This is a genomic window from Streptomyces sp. W16 (genome assembly GCF_033194735.1).
Lineage (GTDB): Bacteria > Actinomycetota > Actinomycetes > Streptomycetales > Streptomycetaceae > Streptomyces.
The window spans coordinates 1-15,962 of record NZ_JAWOAI010000210.1; the positions used below are offsets into that span (position 1 = coordinate 1).

The 15,962-nt window shown below is 69.8% G+C and carries 13 protein-coding genes and 1 pseudogene; 6 read left to right on the plus strand and 8 right to left on the minus strand.

The annotated features are described in order from the left end of the window. Together R6V09_RS26290 and R6V09_RS26295 are read right to left on the minus strand one after the other, a co-directional pair. Window positions 1-857, minus strand: a pseudogene (locus R6V09_RS26290) (hydrolase); the annotation flags it as partial. 388 nt (window positions 858-1,245) lie between these two features. Next, the gene (locus R6V09_RS26295) at window positions 1,246-2,127 is read right to left on the minus strand and encodes an oxidoreductase (RefSeq protein WP_317883897.1); all 882 of its coding nucleotides are present in this window, start codon (window positions 2,125-2,127) and stop codon (window positions 1,246-1,248) included. Between the two features lie 142 nt (window positions 2,128-2,269). Between R6V09_RS26295 and R6V09_RS26300 the strand changes: the two genes are divergently transcribed. Next, the gene (locus R6V09_RS26300; protein ID WP_317883898.1) at window positions 2,270-3,142 is read left to right on the plus strand and encodes a helix-turn-helix domain-containing protein; all 873 of its coding nucleotides are present in this window, start codon (window positions 2,270-2,272) and stop codon (window positions 3,140-3,142) included. A 3-nt stretch (window positions 3,143-3,145) separates the two neighbouring features. Here R6V09_RS26300 and R6V09_RS26305 read toward each other — a convergent pair whose 3' ends face one another. Together R6V09_RS26305 and R6V09_RS26310 are read right to left on the minus strand one after the other, a co-directional pair. Then, window positions 3,146-3,520 carry a toxin Doc gene (locus tag R6V09_RS26305; RefSeq protein WP_317883899.1) on the minus strand — a complete coding sequence of 125 codons (375 nt, stop codon included), beginning with the start codon at window positions 3,518-3,520 and terminating at the stop codon, window positions 3,146-3,148. A gap of 3 nt (window positions 3,521-3,523) precedes the next feature. Then, a complete protein-coding gene (locus tag R6V09_RS26310) occupies window positions 3,524-3,769 on the minus strand; it encodes a hypothetical protein (RefSeq protein WP_019068554.1) in 246 nt (81 codons plus the stop codon). Window positions 3,770-3,906: 137 nt separating this feature from the next. On the opposite strand from R6V09_RS26310, the gene R6V09_RS26315 reads away from it, so the two are divergent. Both R6V09_RS26315 and R6V09_RS26320 read left to right on the plus strand, forming a co-directional pair. Next, on the plus strand, window positions 3,907-4,404 hold the full coding sequence (locus tag R6V09_RS26315; RefSeq protein WP_317883900.1) for a methylated-DNA--[protein]-cysteine S-methyltransferase: 498 nt from the start codon (window positions 3,907-3,909) through the stop codon (window positions 4,402-4,404). 29 nt (window positions 4,405-4,433) lie between these two features. Next, window positions 4,434-5,123 (plus strand): 2OG-Fe(II) oxygenase, encoded by a 690-nt coding sequence (locus R6V09_RS26320; protein ID WP_317883901.1) that lies wholly within the window; start codon window positions 4,434-4,436, stop codon window positions 5,121-5,123. A gap of 14 nt (window positions 5,124-5,137) precedes the next feature. Here the strand turns inward: R6V09_RS26320 and R6V09_RS26325 are convergent, their stop codons facing one another. Beyond that, window positions 5,138-5,749: a hemerythrin domain-containing protein gene (locus R6V09_RS26325; RefSeq protein ID WP_317883902.1), complete on the minus strand. Its 612-nt coding sequence runs from the start codon at window positions 5,747-5,749 to the stop codon at window positions 5,138-5,140. Continuing rightward, window positions 5,746-7,359, minus strand: a complete 1,614-nt coding sequence (locus R6V09_RS26330; RefSeq protein WP_317883903.1) for an MFS transporter — start codon at window positions 7,357-7,359, stop codon at window positions 5,746-5,748. The genes R6V09_RS26325 and R6V09_RS26330 overlap by 4 nt, the downstream gene beginning before the upstream one ends. Before the next feature lie 177 nt (window positions 7,360-7,536). On the opposite strand from R6V09_RS26330, the gene sigJ reads away from it, so the two are divergent. From sigJ to R6V09_RS26345, 3 genes are all read left to right on the plus strand, one after another. Then, window positions 7,537-8,475, plus strand: coding sequence for an RNA polymerase sigma factor SigJ (gene sigJ, locus R6V09_RS26335; RefSeq protein WP_317883904.1), 939 nt, complete (start codon window positions 7,537-7,539; stop codon window positions 8,473-8,475). Continuing rightward, a complete protein-coding gene (qcrB, locus tag R6V09_RS26340; RefSeq protein ID WP_317883905.1) occupies window positions 8,472-9,938 on the plus strand; it encodes a cytochrome bc1 complex cytochrome b subunit in 1,467 nt (488 codons plus the stop codon). Before sigJ ends, qcrB begins: the two co-directional genes overlap by 4 nt. A gap of 94 nt (window positions 9,939-10,032) precedes the next feature. Continuing rightward, window positions 10,033-10,548 carry a hypothetical protein gene (locus tag R6V09_RS26345; RefSeq protein ID WP_317883906.1) on the plus strand — a complete coding sequence of 172 codons (516 nt, stop codon included), beginning with the start codon at window positions 10,033-10,035 and terminating at the stop codon, window positions 10,546-10,548. Between the two features lie 33 nt (window positions 10,549-10,581). Here the strand turns inward: R6V09_RS26345 and R6V09_RS26350 are convergent, their stop codons facing one another. Together R6V09_RS26350 and R6V09_RS26355 are read right to left on the minus strand one after the other, a co-directional pair. Then, window positions 10,582-12,825 carry a glycoside hydrolase family 9 protein gene (locus tag R6V09_RS26350; RefSeq protein ID WP_317883907.1) on the minus strand — a complete coding sequence of 748 codons (2,244 nt, stop codon included), beginning with the start codon at window positions 12,823-12,825 and terminating at the stop codon, window positions 10,582-10,584. Window positions 12,826-12,982: 157 nt separating this feature from the next. Further along, on the minus strand, window positions 12,983-15,962 hold a 2,980-nt coding region (locus tag R6V09_RS26355; protein WP_317883908.1), incomplete at its 5' end, for a glycoside hydrolase family 2 TIM barrel-domain containing protein.

The following is a 15,962-nucleotide window of genomic DNA, read 5'->3' on the forward strand; positions in this document are numbered from 1 at the left end:
CGCGTCCGGGTGTCGGTCCGGCCGCGGCCGGGGCGCGATGCGAGGTAGGGGCGGGCTCCCCAGCCGAGCACCGCCTCCGCGAGCAGGACTCCCAGCCCGCCTTCGAAATAACTCAGTTGTTCGGCGGCGAATCGGCAGTAGCGGCACTGGTCCAGATGCTGCTGGACATCGGGCAGCAGTGTGCCGCCGCGTCGAATCGGGACGTCGAGGAGACGGTTGTAGAAGCTGCAATCCTTGGTCGGCGCGAGTTCCCGGTGGGCGCGTACACAGCCCTCGCGGAATTTTTCGTGCGCCTGCTGGAGAGCGGCCGACGCGGTGTCGGTATCCATCCCGAGCAGTGCCGCCGGCACGGTTATCGTCTCGGCCTCGACCTCGGTGTGCCACAGCAGACACTGGGCGAACGGCTGAAGGGTCTGGAAAGACCGCTCGGCGAGCTTGCGATTTTCGGATGTCATGGACTTGGCAGAACGCATGGCGCGACCCCCGGAGGGTTTCTCCAGGTCCGGCAGAACACCGGATATTCGCTCCTCCGCCGCCCACTCCCGGATCGTGTCGCGCACGGTCAGCAGCAGCCGGGGGCGCAGGGCGATGCCGTGCTCGCCGAACGTCAGCCGGTCGAATACCTGGTGGAAGGCGGCTGCGGCGGCCATGGCGGGGACACTGCCCGTGGCGTCGAGACAGACGCCGGCGTAATCCTGGACCGGCTGCCAGTGCCGTGCCATCAGCAGCGCGACGGAATGTGCGGCCTCACCCTCCGGGCGGCCCCGCAGCCGGGCGGCCAGGGTCTCGTCGGATTCCTCGGGAGCCCCGCCGTTCGGCGGAGGGTAAGGAGGACGAGGAGGGGGAGGGTTGGACACGGAGTGGATTCCTCGGATTCGGTTCATCAACAGGTGAATGAGCCCCGGGCATTACCCCCGCGCGGGTGTTTCACCCTTGCACAACCCACTGAACCCAACAAGGCACTTGGGCAACATCCCTACCTTTGAAAGAAAGTCAGATGCGCCGGCAACTCGGTTCCCCGGCACCGGCTTTCGACTTTCCATGCGCCCCGTGTGAACCATGCGCACACTCCGGTGCGTCGCGCACGCTCCCGGCGCACGGCACTGAGCGGTCCACTGGAACCGGCCCTTCTCGGAGGCCACGCGCTGGACGGCGGCTCTCCCGCGCCAAACGGCCGCCGACCCTGCTCCTCCCGCCCTCGGTCGGCGGCCCCGAGGGCGGGGGCGGCCCACCCCCGCCCTCCCTTCACGACGCCTCGGCCCGGGCCCCGATCGTGTCGAGTTCGGCGATCGCGTCGGCGGGCAGCACCAGGTCCGCGGCTGCGATGTTGTCCCGCAGATGGGCGCGGGACGAGGTGCCCGGGATCAGGACGGTGGTGGCCGAGCGCTGCAACAGCCAGGCCAGGGCGACCTGTTGGGGCGAGGCGTCCAGCCGGGCCGCGACCTCGGTGAGGATCTTCGACTGCAGCGGGGTGAAGCCGCCGAGCGGGAAGTACGCGGCGAACGCGATGTTCTCCGCGGCACACCGCTCGACGAGGGCGTCGTCCTCCCGGTTGGCCAGGTTGTACAGGTTCTGCACGGTGACGACCGGCGCGATGGCCTGGGCCTCGCCCAGCTGGGCGGCGGAGACCGTGCTGAGTCCGAGGTGCCGGATCAGCCCCGCCTTCCGCAACTCGGCCAGGGCGCCGAACTTCTCGCCGATCGACTCCTCGTCGGCGGTGTCCTGAGCGCCGAGGCGGAGATTGACCACGTCCAGCGCGTCGAGCCCGAGGCTGCGGAGGTTGTCGTGGACCTGCGCCTTGAGGTCCTCCGGGTGCCGGGACATGATCCAGCTGCCGTCGGGGCCGCGCCGGGCGCCGACCTTGGTCACGATGTGCAGGTCGTCCGGGTAGGGGTGGAGGGCCTCCTTGATGATCTCGTTGACGACGACCGGGCCGTAGAAGTCGCTGGTGTCGATGTGGGTGATGCCCCGCTCGACGGCCTCGCGGAGGACGGCGACCGCTTCGGTGCGGTCCTTCGGCGGGCCGAAGACGTGGGGGCCGGCCAGTTGCATGGCGCCGTATCCCATGCGCGTGATGGTGAGGCCCTCGGCCGGAGTGAGGGTGCCGCCGGAGACGGTGTCGGCCATGATGGCGCGCCTTTCGGTAGGTGAGGCGTGGTGCGTCCTGGCGGCGACTCTGCGCCCGTGGCGGCCGAGCAGGCAGTACCCGGATGTTCCTGGTAGTGACGGGGACACCCACCTGCGGGGATTCGGATCTACGGTGGTGGGTGTGGACGGCAAGAACGCGCTCGGCGAGTTTCTGCGGGCCCGCCGTGAGCGGGTCCGGCCCGAGGACGTGGGCCTGAGCGGCGGCGGACTGCGCCGGGTGCCGGGGCTGCGCCGGGAGGAGATCGCCCTGCTGGCCGGTATCAGCTCCGACTACTACCTGCGGCTTGAGCAGGGCCGGGACCGCAACCCGTCGGCGCAGGTACTGGAGGCGCTGGCCCGGGTGCTGCGCCTCGACGCCGCTGCGGCTGCCCATCTGCTGAGCCTGGCGCAGCCGGAACGGCCGGCCGCGTCCCGCAGACGGACCAGAAGGCCCGAGGCGGTACCGGCGAGCGTCCGCGAACTGCTGGACACCTGGTCGGGGCATCCGGCATACGTGCAGAACCGGTTCACGGACTGCCTCGCGGCCAACGCGCTGTGCCGGGCGCTGTCCCCGAACTACGTGCCGGGCGTGAACCTGTTGCGGGCGGTGTTCCTCGACCCGGCCGAGCACGAACTGCGCCGCGACTGGGAGGAGTTGACCGCCGAGGGCGTGGCGACACTGCGCGGCCACATCGGTCCCGACGTCGACGATCCGCGGCTGGTGGAGCTGGTCGGCGAGCTGTCCGTGCGCAGTGAGCGCTTCCGGCTGCTGTGGAGCCGGCACGAGGTACGGCCGATGGCCGGCCGGATCAGTCTCCTCAGCCATCCGCTGGTCGGCGACTTCGAGCTGCGGTCGAACAAGTTCGAGATCCCCGGCACGGACGCCCTGAGCATGGTCGTCTTCCACGCCGAGCCGGGCAGCCGCAGCGCGGAACTGCTGGGCCTGCTGGGCAGCCTCGCCGTGTCGGGAGAAGGCGTGCCCGAGGAGACGTCACCGGCGCACGAGGACCGGTGACGCTCAGATCTGCCAGGAACGCAGCCGTTCCGCCGCGCCGTACACGTCGGTCTTCCCGGACATCAGGTCGCGGGCGAGGTCGACGAGGGCGCCGTACGGCGGATCGATGCCGACGCCGCTGACGAACATGTAGGCGACCGCCGTGGCGCAGGCGAAGCGGGCGTTGGCGGACGGCAGGGGCTTGAGCAGGGCGAGGGTGTGCAGCAGGGCGGTGGCCCGCCAGGCCGGGTCGGAGTCGACACCGAGGCGGGGCGGGTCGACGCGGTGCCGGGCGACGGCCGCCACCAGTGCCGAGAAGTCGTTGATGGTGGGCTGTTCCGGGAGGACTTCCTCATGGCGCTGGAGGAGCCACGGCACGTCGATATGGATGACGGGCATGCGTCAGGCGACCCGCCCCTCGCCCTTGGCCGCCGGTTCGTCCTCGGGGAAGGCCGCGGCGAACTCGTCGGCGTGCGTCGCGAAGAAACGGCGGAAGGCCTCCGCACCCTCCTGCAGCGCCCGGTGCCGGGCGATGTCGGCGGCGGCGGCCTCCCGGACGAGGGCCTTCATCGACGTACCGCGCTCCTTGGCGATCTGCCGCAGGTCCTCTAGCTCGCGATCGCTGAACTCCACGTTGAGAGCTGGCATGACCTCACGGTACCGCTCGGGTACTTACCCGTAAATACCACCAGGTCAGGGGGTACACCTGACGGTACCGTCCGGCTTCCAGCACCATGTCCGAATCCCGCCGGACCCAGCCTCCGCCCCGGAGCAGACTCGTCTGCATGACCATCATCCTCACACGCATCGACAGTCCCCTGGGCCAGTTGCTCCTGACCGGCGAGGAGTCGGCCAACGGCACCACCCTCACCTCCCTCTCCTTCCCGGATCGCCCCGGCATCGGCGCCGGTGAGCGCCGCGACGACCCGGCCTTCGCCGAGGCCGCCCGGCAGCTGTCCGCCTACTTCGCCGGGCACCTCACCGGCTTCGAACTCCCGCTGGCCGCAGAGGGAACGGAGTTCCAGCAGCGGGTGTGGCAGGCCCTGGACGAGATCCCGTACGGCACCACGACGACGTACGGCGCGCTCGCCGGGCGGCTCGGTGTGCCGCGCGCCGAGATCCGGGCGGTGGGCGCGGCGATCGGCGCCAATCCACTGCTGCTGGTGCGCCCGTGCCACCGGGTGATCGGCGCGGACGGTTCGATGCGCGGCTACGCCGGCGGGGTCGAGCGCAAGGTGCGGCTGCTGACGCTTGAGGGCGCGCTGCAGCCGATGCTCGGCTGACGGCGGGCAGGGATACCGAGGGAGTAATCATGGATCGCACCAACTGGCCCGCTCTGGCAGCGGAGTTGGACCTGTACGGCAGCGCGCCGACGGCACGCCTGCTGACGCCCGCCGAGTGCCGGGACCTGGCCGCGCTGTACGAGAAGCCGGAACTGTTCCGTACCACCGTGGACATGGCCCGGCACCGTTTCGGCTCCGGCGAGTACCGCTACTTCACCCACGACCTGCCCGCACCGGTGGCCGAACTGCGCGCCGCGCTCTACCCGCGCCTGCTGCCGATCGCCCGCGACTGGGCGGCCCGCCTCGGCCGCCCGGCCCCCTGGCCCGACGATCTGGACGAGTGGCTGGCACTCTGTCACGAGGCCGGGCAGGACCGCTCGGCGCAGATCCTGCTGCGCTACGGCGAGGGCGACTGGAACGCCCTGCACCGCGATGTGTTCGGCGAACTCGTCTTCCCGCTCCAGGTGGTGATCGGCCTGGACGAGTACGGCGCGGACTACACCGGCGGCGAGTTCCTGATGGTCGAGCAGCGTCCCCGGGCCCAGTCCCGGGGCACCGCGACCCCACTGCGGCAGGGCCACGGGCTGGTGTTCACCACCCGGGACCGTCCGGTGCGGACGAAGCGCGGCTGGTCGTCCGGAGCGATGCGGCACGGGGTGAGCACCGTACGCTCCGGTCGCCGGCACGCGCTCGGGCTGGTGTTCCACGATGCGACGTAAGCCGTGTCCACGGCCTAGCGCGTCGACCACAGCCCCCTGCGCCGGTAACTCCCCTCCCAGAAGACCCGGTTGAGCACCCGCACCGGCGGCGGGAACGCCCCCAGGAAGCGCTCCCGGTCCACCGCCGACACCCCGTCGACGAGCCACGGCACGAACACCGCGGCCCCGCGCAGCCCCTGGGTCTCCCGCAGCCGCCCGGTGAAGGCGGCCCAGTCCGCGTCGGTCAGCACCTCCCCCATCAAGGGCAGCGCACTGTCCTCCTCGTGCTTGAGGTGATCGTCGAGGGTCGCCCGCAACGCCCGTACCAGATCGGGAAGTTCGAAGGCCCGGTCGGCCAGCGCGGTGTCCACGGCGGCCAGCAGCGGGTCGATGCGGGCGTGTTCGGCCTCCATCTCGTCCAGCATCCCGAGGTCCAGCGGACGCCCCCCGACCCGGGTCCGGACCCGCGGCCACAGGTCGCTGTCCTCGGCGGTGTGGTGGATGTGGAGCTGGTGCTTGAAGTTCTCCCACCCGGCGAGGACCGGGCCGGTGTGTGCCCTGCCGCCCGCGACCGCGTCGGCGAGCCGCTCCAGGTCGCGCCGGAAGGCGTCGTGCGAGGCGTACATGGGCGTGAAGTCGATGGTCATCGTGCGGCTTCCTCCAGTTCGGGCCCGGAGACGGGCAGGGCGTGCGGGTTGGCGGACGGCCCCTGGTGCCGTCGTACGGCGAGACAGGCGAGCGCGCCGGTCAGCAGGACGGCGACGGCGACGTACACGGCGGGTCCCATGGCGTGGACGAAGCCGTGGCCGAAGACCTGGCCGCCGAGAGCGCGCATGCGCTCGGCGATGTCGTGCGGGACTCCGGACGGGGCGCCGCCCTGCTGCCCGGCGCCGATGTCGGACTCGGACTTGGCGAACGCGGAGACGAAGGACTCCCGGTAGGCGGTGGGGAGTTGACCGGCCCGGGCCTGTGCCTGTTCGGTCAGGGCGGAGGCCAGCTGGGCCTGCAGTACCGCGCCGATGACGGCACCGGCGAGCACCGAACCGACCTGGCGCAGCGCGTTGGTGACGCCGGAGGCGGCGCCGGCGAGCCGGGGCGGGACGCCTCGCATGACCTCGGTGGCCATGGGGGCGAAGGTGCAGCCGACGCCGAGGCCGGTGAGGAAGAGCGGGAAGGCGATGGTCGGCCAGCCCGTGCCGACGTCCGCGACGCCGACGACCCAGATCAGTCCGCCCGCCCAGGCGAGCAGCCCGCCCATCAGGATGAACTTGCCGCCGAGCCGGTCAGCGAGGGCTCCGGCGGGTCCCGCCATGACGAACGAGCCGAGGGCGACGGGCAGCAGGACCAGGCCCGCCTTCTGGGCGCTGAAGCCGAGCACGGACTGGAGATAGATCGTCAGGGGCAGGAACATGCCGACCACGCCGAACGACACGGTGACGCCGACGAAGTTGATGAGCGTGAAGTTCCGGTCCCGGAAGAGCGAGAAGGGGACCAGGGGTTCGCCGGTCTGCTGTCCGCGCTCGTGGAGCAGGAAGGCCGCGAAGAACACGGCCGCCGCGCCCAACAGGCTCCAGATCCAGGTGTTCCAGTCGTACCGCTGCCCCTCGGTCAGTCCAAAGGCCAGGCAGAACAGGGCAGTTGAGGCGAGGGTGACGCCGAGGGTGTCGAAGCGGCGCCGTACCGTGCGCCGGGTTCCCGGGATGATCGCCATGGTCAGCACGAGCACCAGTGCGCCGATCGGCAGGTTGACGAAGAAGATCCACCGCCAGGACAGATGGGTGATCAGCACCCCGCCGAGGATCGGGCCGAGCGCGCCGGACACGCCCGCGACGGCGCCCCAGATACCCATCGCGACACCGCGCCGGTCGGCAGGGAACACCTCGGTGATGATCGACAGGGTCTGCGGCATGAGCAGCGCCGCGCCCAGTCCCTGCACCGCGCGGAACCCGATGAGCTGCGCCGGGTCCTGAGCGAGCCCGCAGGCGAGGCTGGCCAAGGTGAACAGGGCGACTCCGGCGGCGAACAGATTGCGTTTGCCGCGCAGGTCGCCGAGGCGTCCACCGGTGATCAGCAGGACGGCCAGCGCCAGGGTGTAGGCGTTGACGACCCAGAGGATCTCGTCCAGGGACGCGTCGAGGTCCTGGCCGAGTTGGGGGATCGCGATGTTCACGATCGTCAGGTCGAGGAGGGTCATGAAGAACCCGAGCGAGAGGGTTATCAAGATCGCCCAGGGGTTGCCGTGCCACTTCTTGAACACGATGTCGGCTCCTTGCAGAGGAGTTGGGTGGGACTCGCGTTCAAGAGGGCCGGACGGTCGGCGGATGTGACATGGCTCGAATTTCCCGAGACGTACGTCACATTCAGGCCGCCTGCTGTCACATTCCGACCCCCGCCATCCCTCGCAGTAGTGAGCACGCACTGGGGAGGCGCATACATGTCCGAGATCTCTGAGTTCGCCGTCACCGATGAGGCGACCACTGTCTTCGTGGACCATCGGGAGCTGCTGTTCGGCCTCGTCTACAACATGCTGGGCAGCGTCGCCGACACCGACGACGTCCTCCAGGAGACCTGGTTGTCATGGACGGCGCGCTCCCGGCGCTCCCCTCTCGACACCATCACCAACCAGCGCGCCTATCTCGTCCGCATCGCCGTCAACCACGCGCTGCAGCGCCGTGCCACGATCAACCACCGCCGCGAGACGTACGTCGGCCCGTGGTTGCCGGAGCCGCTGGTCGACCAGGCCGCCGACGGTGACCCCGTGGACCCCGCCCTGCGTGCCGAGTCCGTGTCGCTGGCCATGCTGGTGGTGCTGGAGTCGCTGAGTCCGCTGGAGCGGGCGGTCTTCGTCCTCAACGAGGTGTTCGGGTACGCCCACACCGAGATCGCGGACATCATCGACCGCACCCCGGCCGCCGTACGGCAGCTCGCCCACCGGGCGCGGGCCCATGTGCACGCGCGACGGCCGTTGTACGAGGCGCATCCACGGGTGCGGCGGGAGGCGACCGAGCGGTTCGTGCGGGCCGCGATCGGCGGGGACATCGCCTCGCTGATGGAGATCCTCGCGCCCGACGTCACGGTGTGGACCGACAGCGGGGGCAACCGGAAGCCGGCCGGACTGCGCCCGGTGCACGGACGGGACAAGGCAGTCCGCCTCATCAACTCGTTCGCGGCCCGGCGCCGCGGTCCGCAGGACCTGGAGCTGCGCTACCGGCGCGTCAACGGCGACGACGCGGCCGTGCTGTTCGACGGCGACTCGCCGTACGCGGTGATGGTCATGGACCTCACGCCCGAGGGCGACCAGGTGTCCGGGGTCTACATCGTGACCAACCCGGAAAAGCTCACGCACGTCCACAAGGACGAGGAGGACGAGTGACCACTCCTCCCGACTCCTCGCGGGGCGAGCGCGTCGCCGACTGGTTCGACGGCCGGCTCGGCACCTACTCGCTGGGCAAGCAGTATCTGCGCAAGGTGTTCCCGGACCACTGGTCGTTCCTGCTCGGCGAGATCTGCCTCTACAGCTTCGTGGTGCTGATCCTCACCGGCGTGTACCTGACCCTCTTCTTCCACCCCTCCATGAACGAGGTGACGTACCACGGGAGTTACGTCCCCCTGAACGGCATCCGGATGTCCGACGCCTACGCCTCCACGCTGCACCTCAGCTTCGACGTGCGCGGCGGGCTGCTGGTCCGGCAGTTGCATCACTGGGCGGCGCTGGTGTTCATCGCCGCGATGCTGACGCACATGATGCGGCACTTCTTCACGGGCTCGTTCCGCAAGCCGCGCGAGCTCAACTGGTTGTTCGGCTGGACCCTGTTGTTCCTCGGCCTGTTCGAGGGCCTCTTCGGCTACTCGCTCCCGGACGACCTCCTGTCGGGCACGGGCATGCGCTTCGTGGACGGCGCGCTGCTCTCGGTCCCGGTCGTCGGGACGTACCTGTCGATGTTCCTGTTCGGCGGCGAGTACCCCGGCCACGACATCGTGTCCCGCTTCTACTCGCTCCACGTCCTGCTGATCCCCGGCGTCATGGCGGCACTTGTCGTCGTCCACCTCATCCTGGTCGTCTACCACAAGCACACCCAGTTCGCGGGCCCCGGCCGCACCGAACGCAACGTGGTGGGCTCCCCGTTCATGCCGGTGTACCTGGCGAAGGCGGGCGGCTTCTTCTTCCTGGTCTTCGGCGCGCTCACCCTCCTCGCGGCGGTGGCGTCCATCAACCCCGTCTGGTCCTACGGCCCTTACCGCGCCGACCAGGTCTCCACGGGCGCCCAGCCCGACTGGTACCTGGGCTTCGCGGAGGGCCTGGTCCGCGTGATGCCGGGCTGGGAAGTCACGTTGTGGGGCCACACGTTGGTCCTGGGCGTGCTGATCCCGATCGTGGTCTTCCCGCTTCTGCTGGTCTTCATCGGCGTGTATCCGTTCCTGGAGTCCTGGCGGACCGGCGACAAACGCGAACACCACCTCCTGGACCGCCCCCGCAACCGCCCGAACCGCACGGGAATCGGGGTGGCCTGGATCAGCCTGTACCTGGTCCTCCTCGCCGGCGGCGGCAACGACATCGTGGCGACGCGCCTCCACCTGTCGATCAACACGGTGACGTGGATGGTGCGGGTCGCGGTGTTCGCCGTCCCGGCACTCGCGTTCGTCGTGGCCCGCCGCATCTGCCTGGGCCTCCAACTCCGGGACGCCGAACTGGTGTTGCACGGCCGCGAGACGGGCGTCATCAAGCGACTGCCGCACGGCGAGTACGTGGAGGTGCACCAGCCGCTCACCCAGGCCGAACTCCACACCCTGACCGCGCACAAGCGCCCGCGGGAACTCGTGGAGCGCGAACCCTAGGGTCGGTCGCCGGGCCGGAGCGTTGTCACCGGAAGTCGGTCACCAGTAGGTTCGACCCGCCGATGTTCGAGCGACGGGGAATACGGGGCTTGAGGTGGCACTGCTGGACACACTGGTGACAACGGGTGCCGGGGCGCTGTCCGCCACGATCGGTGTCCTGGTCGGGGGCATCGTCACGCACCGGGCCCAGGACCGGCAGTGGCTGCGGGAGAAGCAGCTGCTCGCCTACCAGGAACTGATCAGCCACTACGCCAAGTTCACGATGGTGATCAGCCGCGCCCACGCCGGCCGACAGGGTTGGGACTACGACTGGAGCGAGTGGAGCGCGGTCCTGACCCGTGCCAGTCTGGTCGCCCCTACGGCTGTCGCGGTGGAGATCGACAACTTCGCCAAGGCCATCGGGCAGTTCCTCGACCTGGCGGCCCGCGACCCGGCACGGGACCCGATGCGCGACCCGTTGACCCCGGAGGAGTTCTCCCAGGCCAGCAGGGCGCCCGCCCAGGCGCAGGTGCGGTTGGTCAACGCCATACGACGCTCACTGAGCAAAGACCAAAAGGCACTCTCCTTCTGGATAGGCGGAGCTCTCGCGAGCAGTCCCGACGACACCTGATGTGCGACTTCGGCGAACCCGCTGATACGTGGATCACCCCTGATCCGCCGCGAACGACGCCATCCACGCCAACGCCGCGTTCCAGTTCACCGCCGTCTCGTTGGTCGACCACGACTGGATGTCGTCGATGTAGCAGAACTGGCCCACGCAGCCGGTGAGTTTGCTCTGCGCGTAGGGATCCTGGATGGACGAGTTGGGGCCGCCCGCCAGGGTTCCGTTCGGTGGGTTCGGGAGGTTCGGGTCGAGTTCGTGTGCGTACCAACGGCTGTGCTGGTTGTGGGAGTTGGCCTCGCCGTAGCCGGTGACGTACGACATGTTGAGGGCGTTGCGGCCGAGGATGTAGTCCATGCTCTGGAGCGCGCCGTCGCGGTATTTCGCGGCGCCGGTGAGGTCGTACGCGGTGGCGATGACATGCGCGTTGTTGAGGATCTGGCTGTTGGAGCCCCAGTCGTAGAGGTTGCCGGGCGGTGCGTACGGCATGCCGTAGGGCTGGCTCCGTAGCGTGGCCAGGTAGGTGTCCGCGCCCTCGATCACCGACCGGCGGAGCGTGTCCCGGCCGGGCAGCCGGCTGGGGACGGTCGCGAGGTCGAGTCGGCCGAGGGCCGCCGTCCGCGCCCAGTCGAAACCGAGGCTGCCGAAGATGTCGGCGGTGTTGAGGGGCGAGTTGACGACGTGGTCGGCGAACTGCCGTTCTCCCGTGGTGAGATACAGCTCGGCCGCCGCCCAGTAGAACTCGTCGGTGGCGTTGTCGTCGGGGTAGGCGCCGCCGCCGGTGCCGTCGTTCGGGTCCGGGTAGACCGTGGGGTGTGCGAGCGCCGCCGCCCAGGCCTTCCGCGCCGCCTTCAGCGCCTTCGCGGCGAACTCCCGGTCGTAGGGCCGGTACAGGCGGGCCGCCTGCGCCGCCGTGGCCGCCAGGTTCAGCGTCGCCTGTGTGGTCGGCGCGTGCAGTTCGCGCTTCTGCGGGTCCTGGCTCGGAAGCAGTGGGAGCCCGGTCCACTGTTCGTCGTGGACCTTGTCGTGCGCCATTCCGGCCAGCGGCTGACCGTCCGGCACCTGCATCTTCAGCAGGAACTCCAGCTCCCAGCGCGCCTCGTCGAGCACGTCCGGCACCTTGTTGCCGCTCTCCGGGATGGCGAGCGTCCCGTCGCGCAGCTTCGCCGGCTGACCGGTGCGGGCCAGCAGTGAGCGCTCGTAGGTGCTCAGCAACTCCCAGGTGGAGATACCGCCGTTGATGACGTACTTGCCGTGGTCCCCCGCGTCGTACCAGCCGCCCGTCACGTCAAGTGTGTAGTCGCACAGGCCGGGTTGACAGGGCACGTTCGCGTCGCCCTGGTTGGGGGCGGCGTTCAGGTGACCGGCCGGGCGGGCGTAGCCGGGGCGCAGGTCGTCGCGTATCGCGATGCCGCTGCGCTGCGTGTAGTAGTACTTCAACGAATCGAGCCGCAACCGCTCGTAGGCGGCGGTCCCGATGTCGAAGGGCCGGCTCGTCTCGCCGTCCGCCACCAGCGTGAAGCCCTCGCCGTGCCCACGGTACGAACCGAAGTCGATGGACTGCACGTTCTGCCCGGACGCCACGTCGGTGCCACGCGGCACGGTCCGGCCGTGCGCGACCAACGCACCCGTCGCGCTCTTCAACTCCCAGGGCAGCGCGGCCGTCGACGCGGTCACCAGCGTCGCGTTCTTCGGCCCGCCCGGCAGATAGGCGACCTGGTTCACCCGCACCCGCGGCCCAGTGTCCGGCTCGTACACCTCCGGCGGCACCCCACCCAGCAAGGACACGTCGTCCATGCAGAAGCGCCAGCCCTCCGCACTCCCGCCGACTTGGAAGGCGACCTGCCCCTGTGTGGTGTCGACGGGTGAAGTGAACGTGTACGCATAGGAGTTGCCCAATGCGCTCAGCTCGGGACTGATCTCGTAGTAGGTGTCGTACGGCGACACGGACAACCCGACGATCGCCCGCACCACGTGCCCCTCGGGCGAACCCGACGCCGTGAAGGCGAACTTGTACGACTCGCCCTTGACCAGCGTGATGTCGTTCTGACCGACGGCGGCGTCCCAGCGGTTGGTCGTGCCGCCGGGCACGTCCGCGCAGAGCTGTCCGTCGGACAGGCCCGGGGTGACGTTGCTCGTCGTCCACCAGGGTTCGGTGGTGGTGTCGAAGGTGCCGTTCCTGACCTGCTCGACCTCGTCGGCTCCGGCCGGGCCCGCCGGCAGGGCGGTGAGGGCCGCCGCGAGGAGGGCCGTGGCGGCGAGCAGGGTCGTTCTGCGTCGTTTCATGTCTGGGCTCCTCGGAGAGGCAGGGGCACACTCCAGACACACGGTGGGAGCGCTCCCAGATGCATGGGACGCTGGCCATGCTGTTCGAGACATGACATCCCGTCAACGGTCCGGACAGGCCAGATTCCTGTCCGGACCGCGAGCGGGTGCCTGCCCGCTATCCGGCGGGAGCCTCCAACTTGCTGATCCGCACCGCTCCTTGGGCCACCCCCGGCCGGCCGCTCGTCAGGGTCAGCCGCAGCCGGGAGCCGCGCACGGCGTCGAAGGTGACGACGGTCGGGCTGTCCGAGGCCGTGGCCCAGTCGACGGCCGTCCCCGCGACCGGCACCCACCCACCGCCGTCCCACACCGCGACCACCAGCGCCGCGGGCAGACTGTGTGTCGCGTCCACGGTGAACGACACCTCCACCCGGTCGAAGGACCGCGCCCTCCCCCAGGCCACCGACACCCAGTCCTTCTCGCGGGCGCCGCTGAAGGCGGGCAGCAGGGCCGTGGCCGACTTGGCGAAGGCGTTGGACCAGCCGGTGGCCGGGTCGCCGTCGAGCACGGCGGCCGGGAGGGTGTCGGGGCGGCCCGAGTAACTGGCTTCCGCCGCAGGGTAGTTCGGGGGTGCCGGGTGGTCGGCCTCGAAATGCGGTGCCGGTGTCGCGGCCACGTCCCGGGCGGGTGTCGTGCGGACGGTCACCGTGCCGGTCCGCAGGCCTTCCGCACGCGCCGTCACCTTCAGCGCGCCCGCCCGCGTGCCGGACCGGACGATCGCAAGCGCCTTGCCGTGGAAGGCGGTTCGGGTGCTCGCCTGGTAGCGCTCGGCGCTCTCCTCCCGCCCGTTGTCCAGCCCGGCCAGGGAACCGCCCCGCACCTCGAAGGCGATCAGGTCCTCGGCGTCCGGCAGCACGACACCATGGGCGTCGACGACCTCCGCGGTCACGAAGACCAGTGAACGGCCGTCGGCGGCAAGGGACTTGCGGTCGGCCGTAAGACGCACGGCATGCGCGGCGCCCGCGGTGCGCAGCACGTCCGTCGCCACCCTCCTGCCGCCGCTGCTCGCCACCGCCTTCAACTCGCCCGGCTCGTACGGCACTTTCCAGCCGAGATGTAGTTTGCCCGCGCTGCCGTTCGGGCTTGTGTAACTGCCCGGGTAGGGACCGGTGGTGAAGGTCTTGTCGTCGCCGGTGGCCTCGGTGGTCTCCAGGTAGGTGCGGCCGTCGGTGGTCTTCTTGGTGTCGAACGTCCGGGTCCCCAGGGACTTTCCGTTGAGGAACAGCTCGACGGTGTCGACGTTGGCGTAGGCCCAGACCTCGACCGTGTCGCCCGGCTCGTGGTTCCAGGTCATCGGCACCAGATGGACCATGGGCTCGTCGACCCACTGGCTGCGGAAGAGGTGGTACATGTCCTTGGGGAAGCCGGCCGTGTCGACCGCGCCGAAGAAGGACGCCTTGACCGGGAACACGTTGTACGGCGTGGGCTCCCCGATGTAGTCGATGCCGGACCACAGGAACTGGCCCGCGAACCACTTCCGGTCGCGGTCCTTCTTGTGCCCGTACTCGCCGCTCATCGTCCAGGACGAGAGGTTGTTGTCGTAGGACGAGGTCGCGCGTCTGCCCGGGGTGAAGTTCTCGCCGGTGTTGAGGTGTTCGGGTTCCTGGTAGGTGGACCGGGCCGAGGTCTCGGAGGAGGACTCCGACTCGAAGAGGAACAGGTGCGGATAGGCGGCGTGCAGGGCGTCGACGGACTTGGCGGTGTTGTAGTTCAGACCCAGCCCGTCCAGCTTGGCGAGCATGAGGTCGGCCGCGGAGCCCTTGGCCGGTACGGAGTGGTACTTGTCGGAGCCGATGACCACGGGCCGGCTGTCGTCGGCCGCCTTGACGGCGCCGATGATGCGGTCGGCCATGGCGAGGCCGGCGGTGGAGGTCGAGTCGGGGATCTCGTTGCCGATGGACCACAGCACCACGGCGGGCGAGTTGCGGGCGGCGAGCACCATCTCGGTGGCGTCCGACTCGCACCAGTCGTCGAAGAACCGGTGGTAGTCGTAGGTCGTCTTGCCGGTGTGCCAGCAGTCGAAGGCCTCGACCATCATCACGATGCCCAACTCCTCGCAGGCCTCGACGATTTGCGGCGAGGGCGGGTTGTGGGAGGTGCGGAAGGCGTTGCCGCCCATCGACTTCATGATGCTCAACTGCCTGCGCACGGCGTCGAGGCTGATCGCGGAGCCGAGGGCGCCCTGGTCGTGGTGGAGATCGACTCCCTTGATCTTGGTGTGGGTTCCGTTGAGGAAGAAGCCCTCGTCGGGGTCGAAGCGGTAGTCACGGATGCCGAAGGTCGTGCGGTACGTGTCGACCGGCTTGCCGTCCACGCGCAGTTCGGTCTCCAGGGTGTAGCGGTGCTCCGGGGTCTCGATGTCCCACAACTCGGGCTCGGGGACGGTGAGTTCATGGGTCTCGGTACCGCGGTCGACGACATTCACCGTGGAGGTGGCGCGGGCCACGGTCCGGCCGCCGGGGTCGACGACCCGCGATCCGATCTCGACCTCGCTCGCGGCGCCCGACTCGTTCAGCACGGACGTCCGTACGCGGACGACGGCCCGCTCGGCGGTGATGTCCGGGGTCGTGACATACGTCCCCCAGCGTTCGACGTGCACCGGCTCGGTGATCACCAGCCGGGCCTCGCGGTAGATGCCGCTGCCCGAGTACCAGCGGCTGCTGGGCAGTTGGTTCTGCACCTTGACCGCGACGACGTTCTCCGTGCTGCCGTCGGTGTGCACCAGGCCGGTGAGGTCGAAGGCGAACCCCGTGTATCCGTACGGGTGTTGGCCGACCTGGGTGCCGTTGCAGTGGACGTAGGAGTCCATGTAGACGCCGTCGAACTCCACCGAGATCCGCTTGCCCGCGAAGGCCGGCGGCAGGGTGAAGGCGATCCGGTACCAGCCGAGGCCGCCGGGGAAGAAGCCGGTGCCGCTGGTGGTGCCGTTCGCCGTAGTGGGGGTCTGCTCGATGCTCCAGTCGTGGGGGACCGCGACCTCGCGCCAGGCCGAGTCGTCGTAGTCCGGTGCGGCGGCGTTCGCGTAGGCGCCGGTCGGGTCGGTGATTCCGCCCGGGTTGACCAGCGCGAAGCGCCAGCCGTCCCGCAGCGCGACGGTG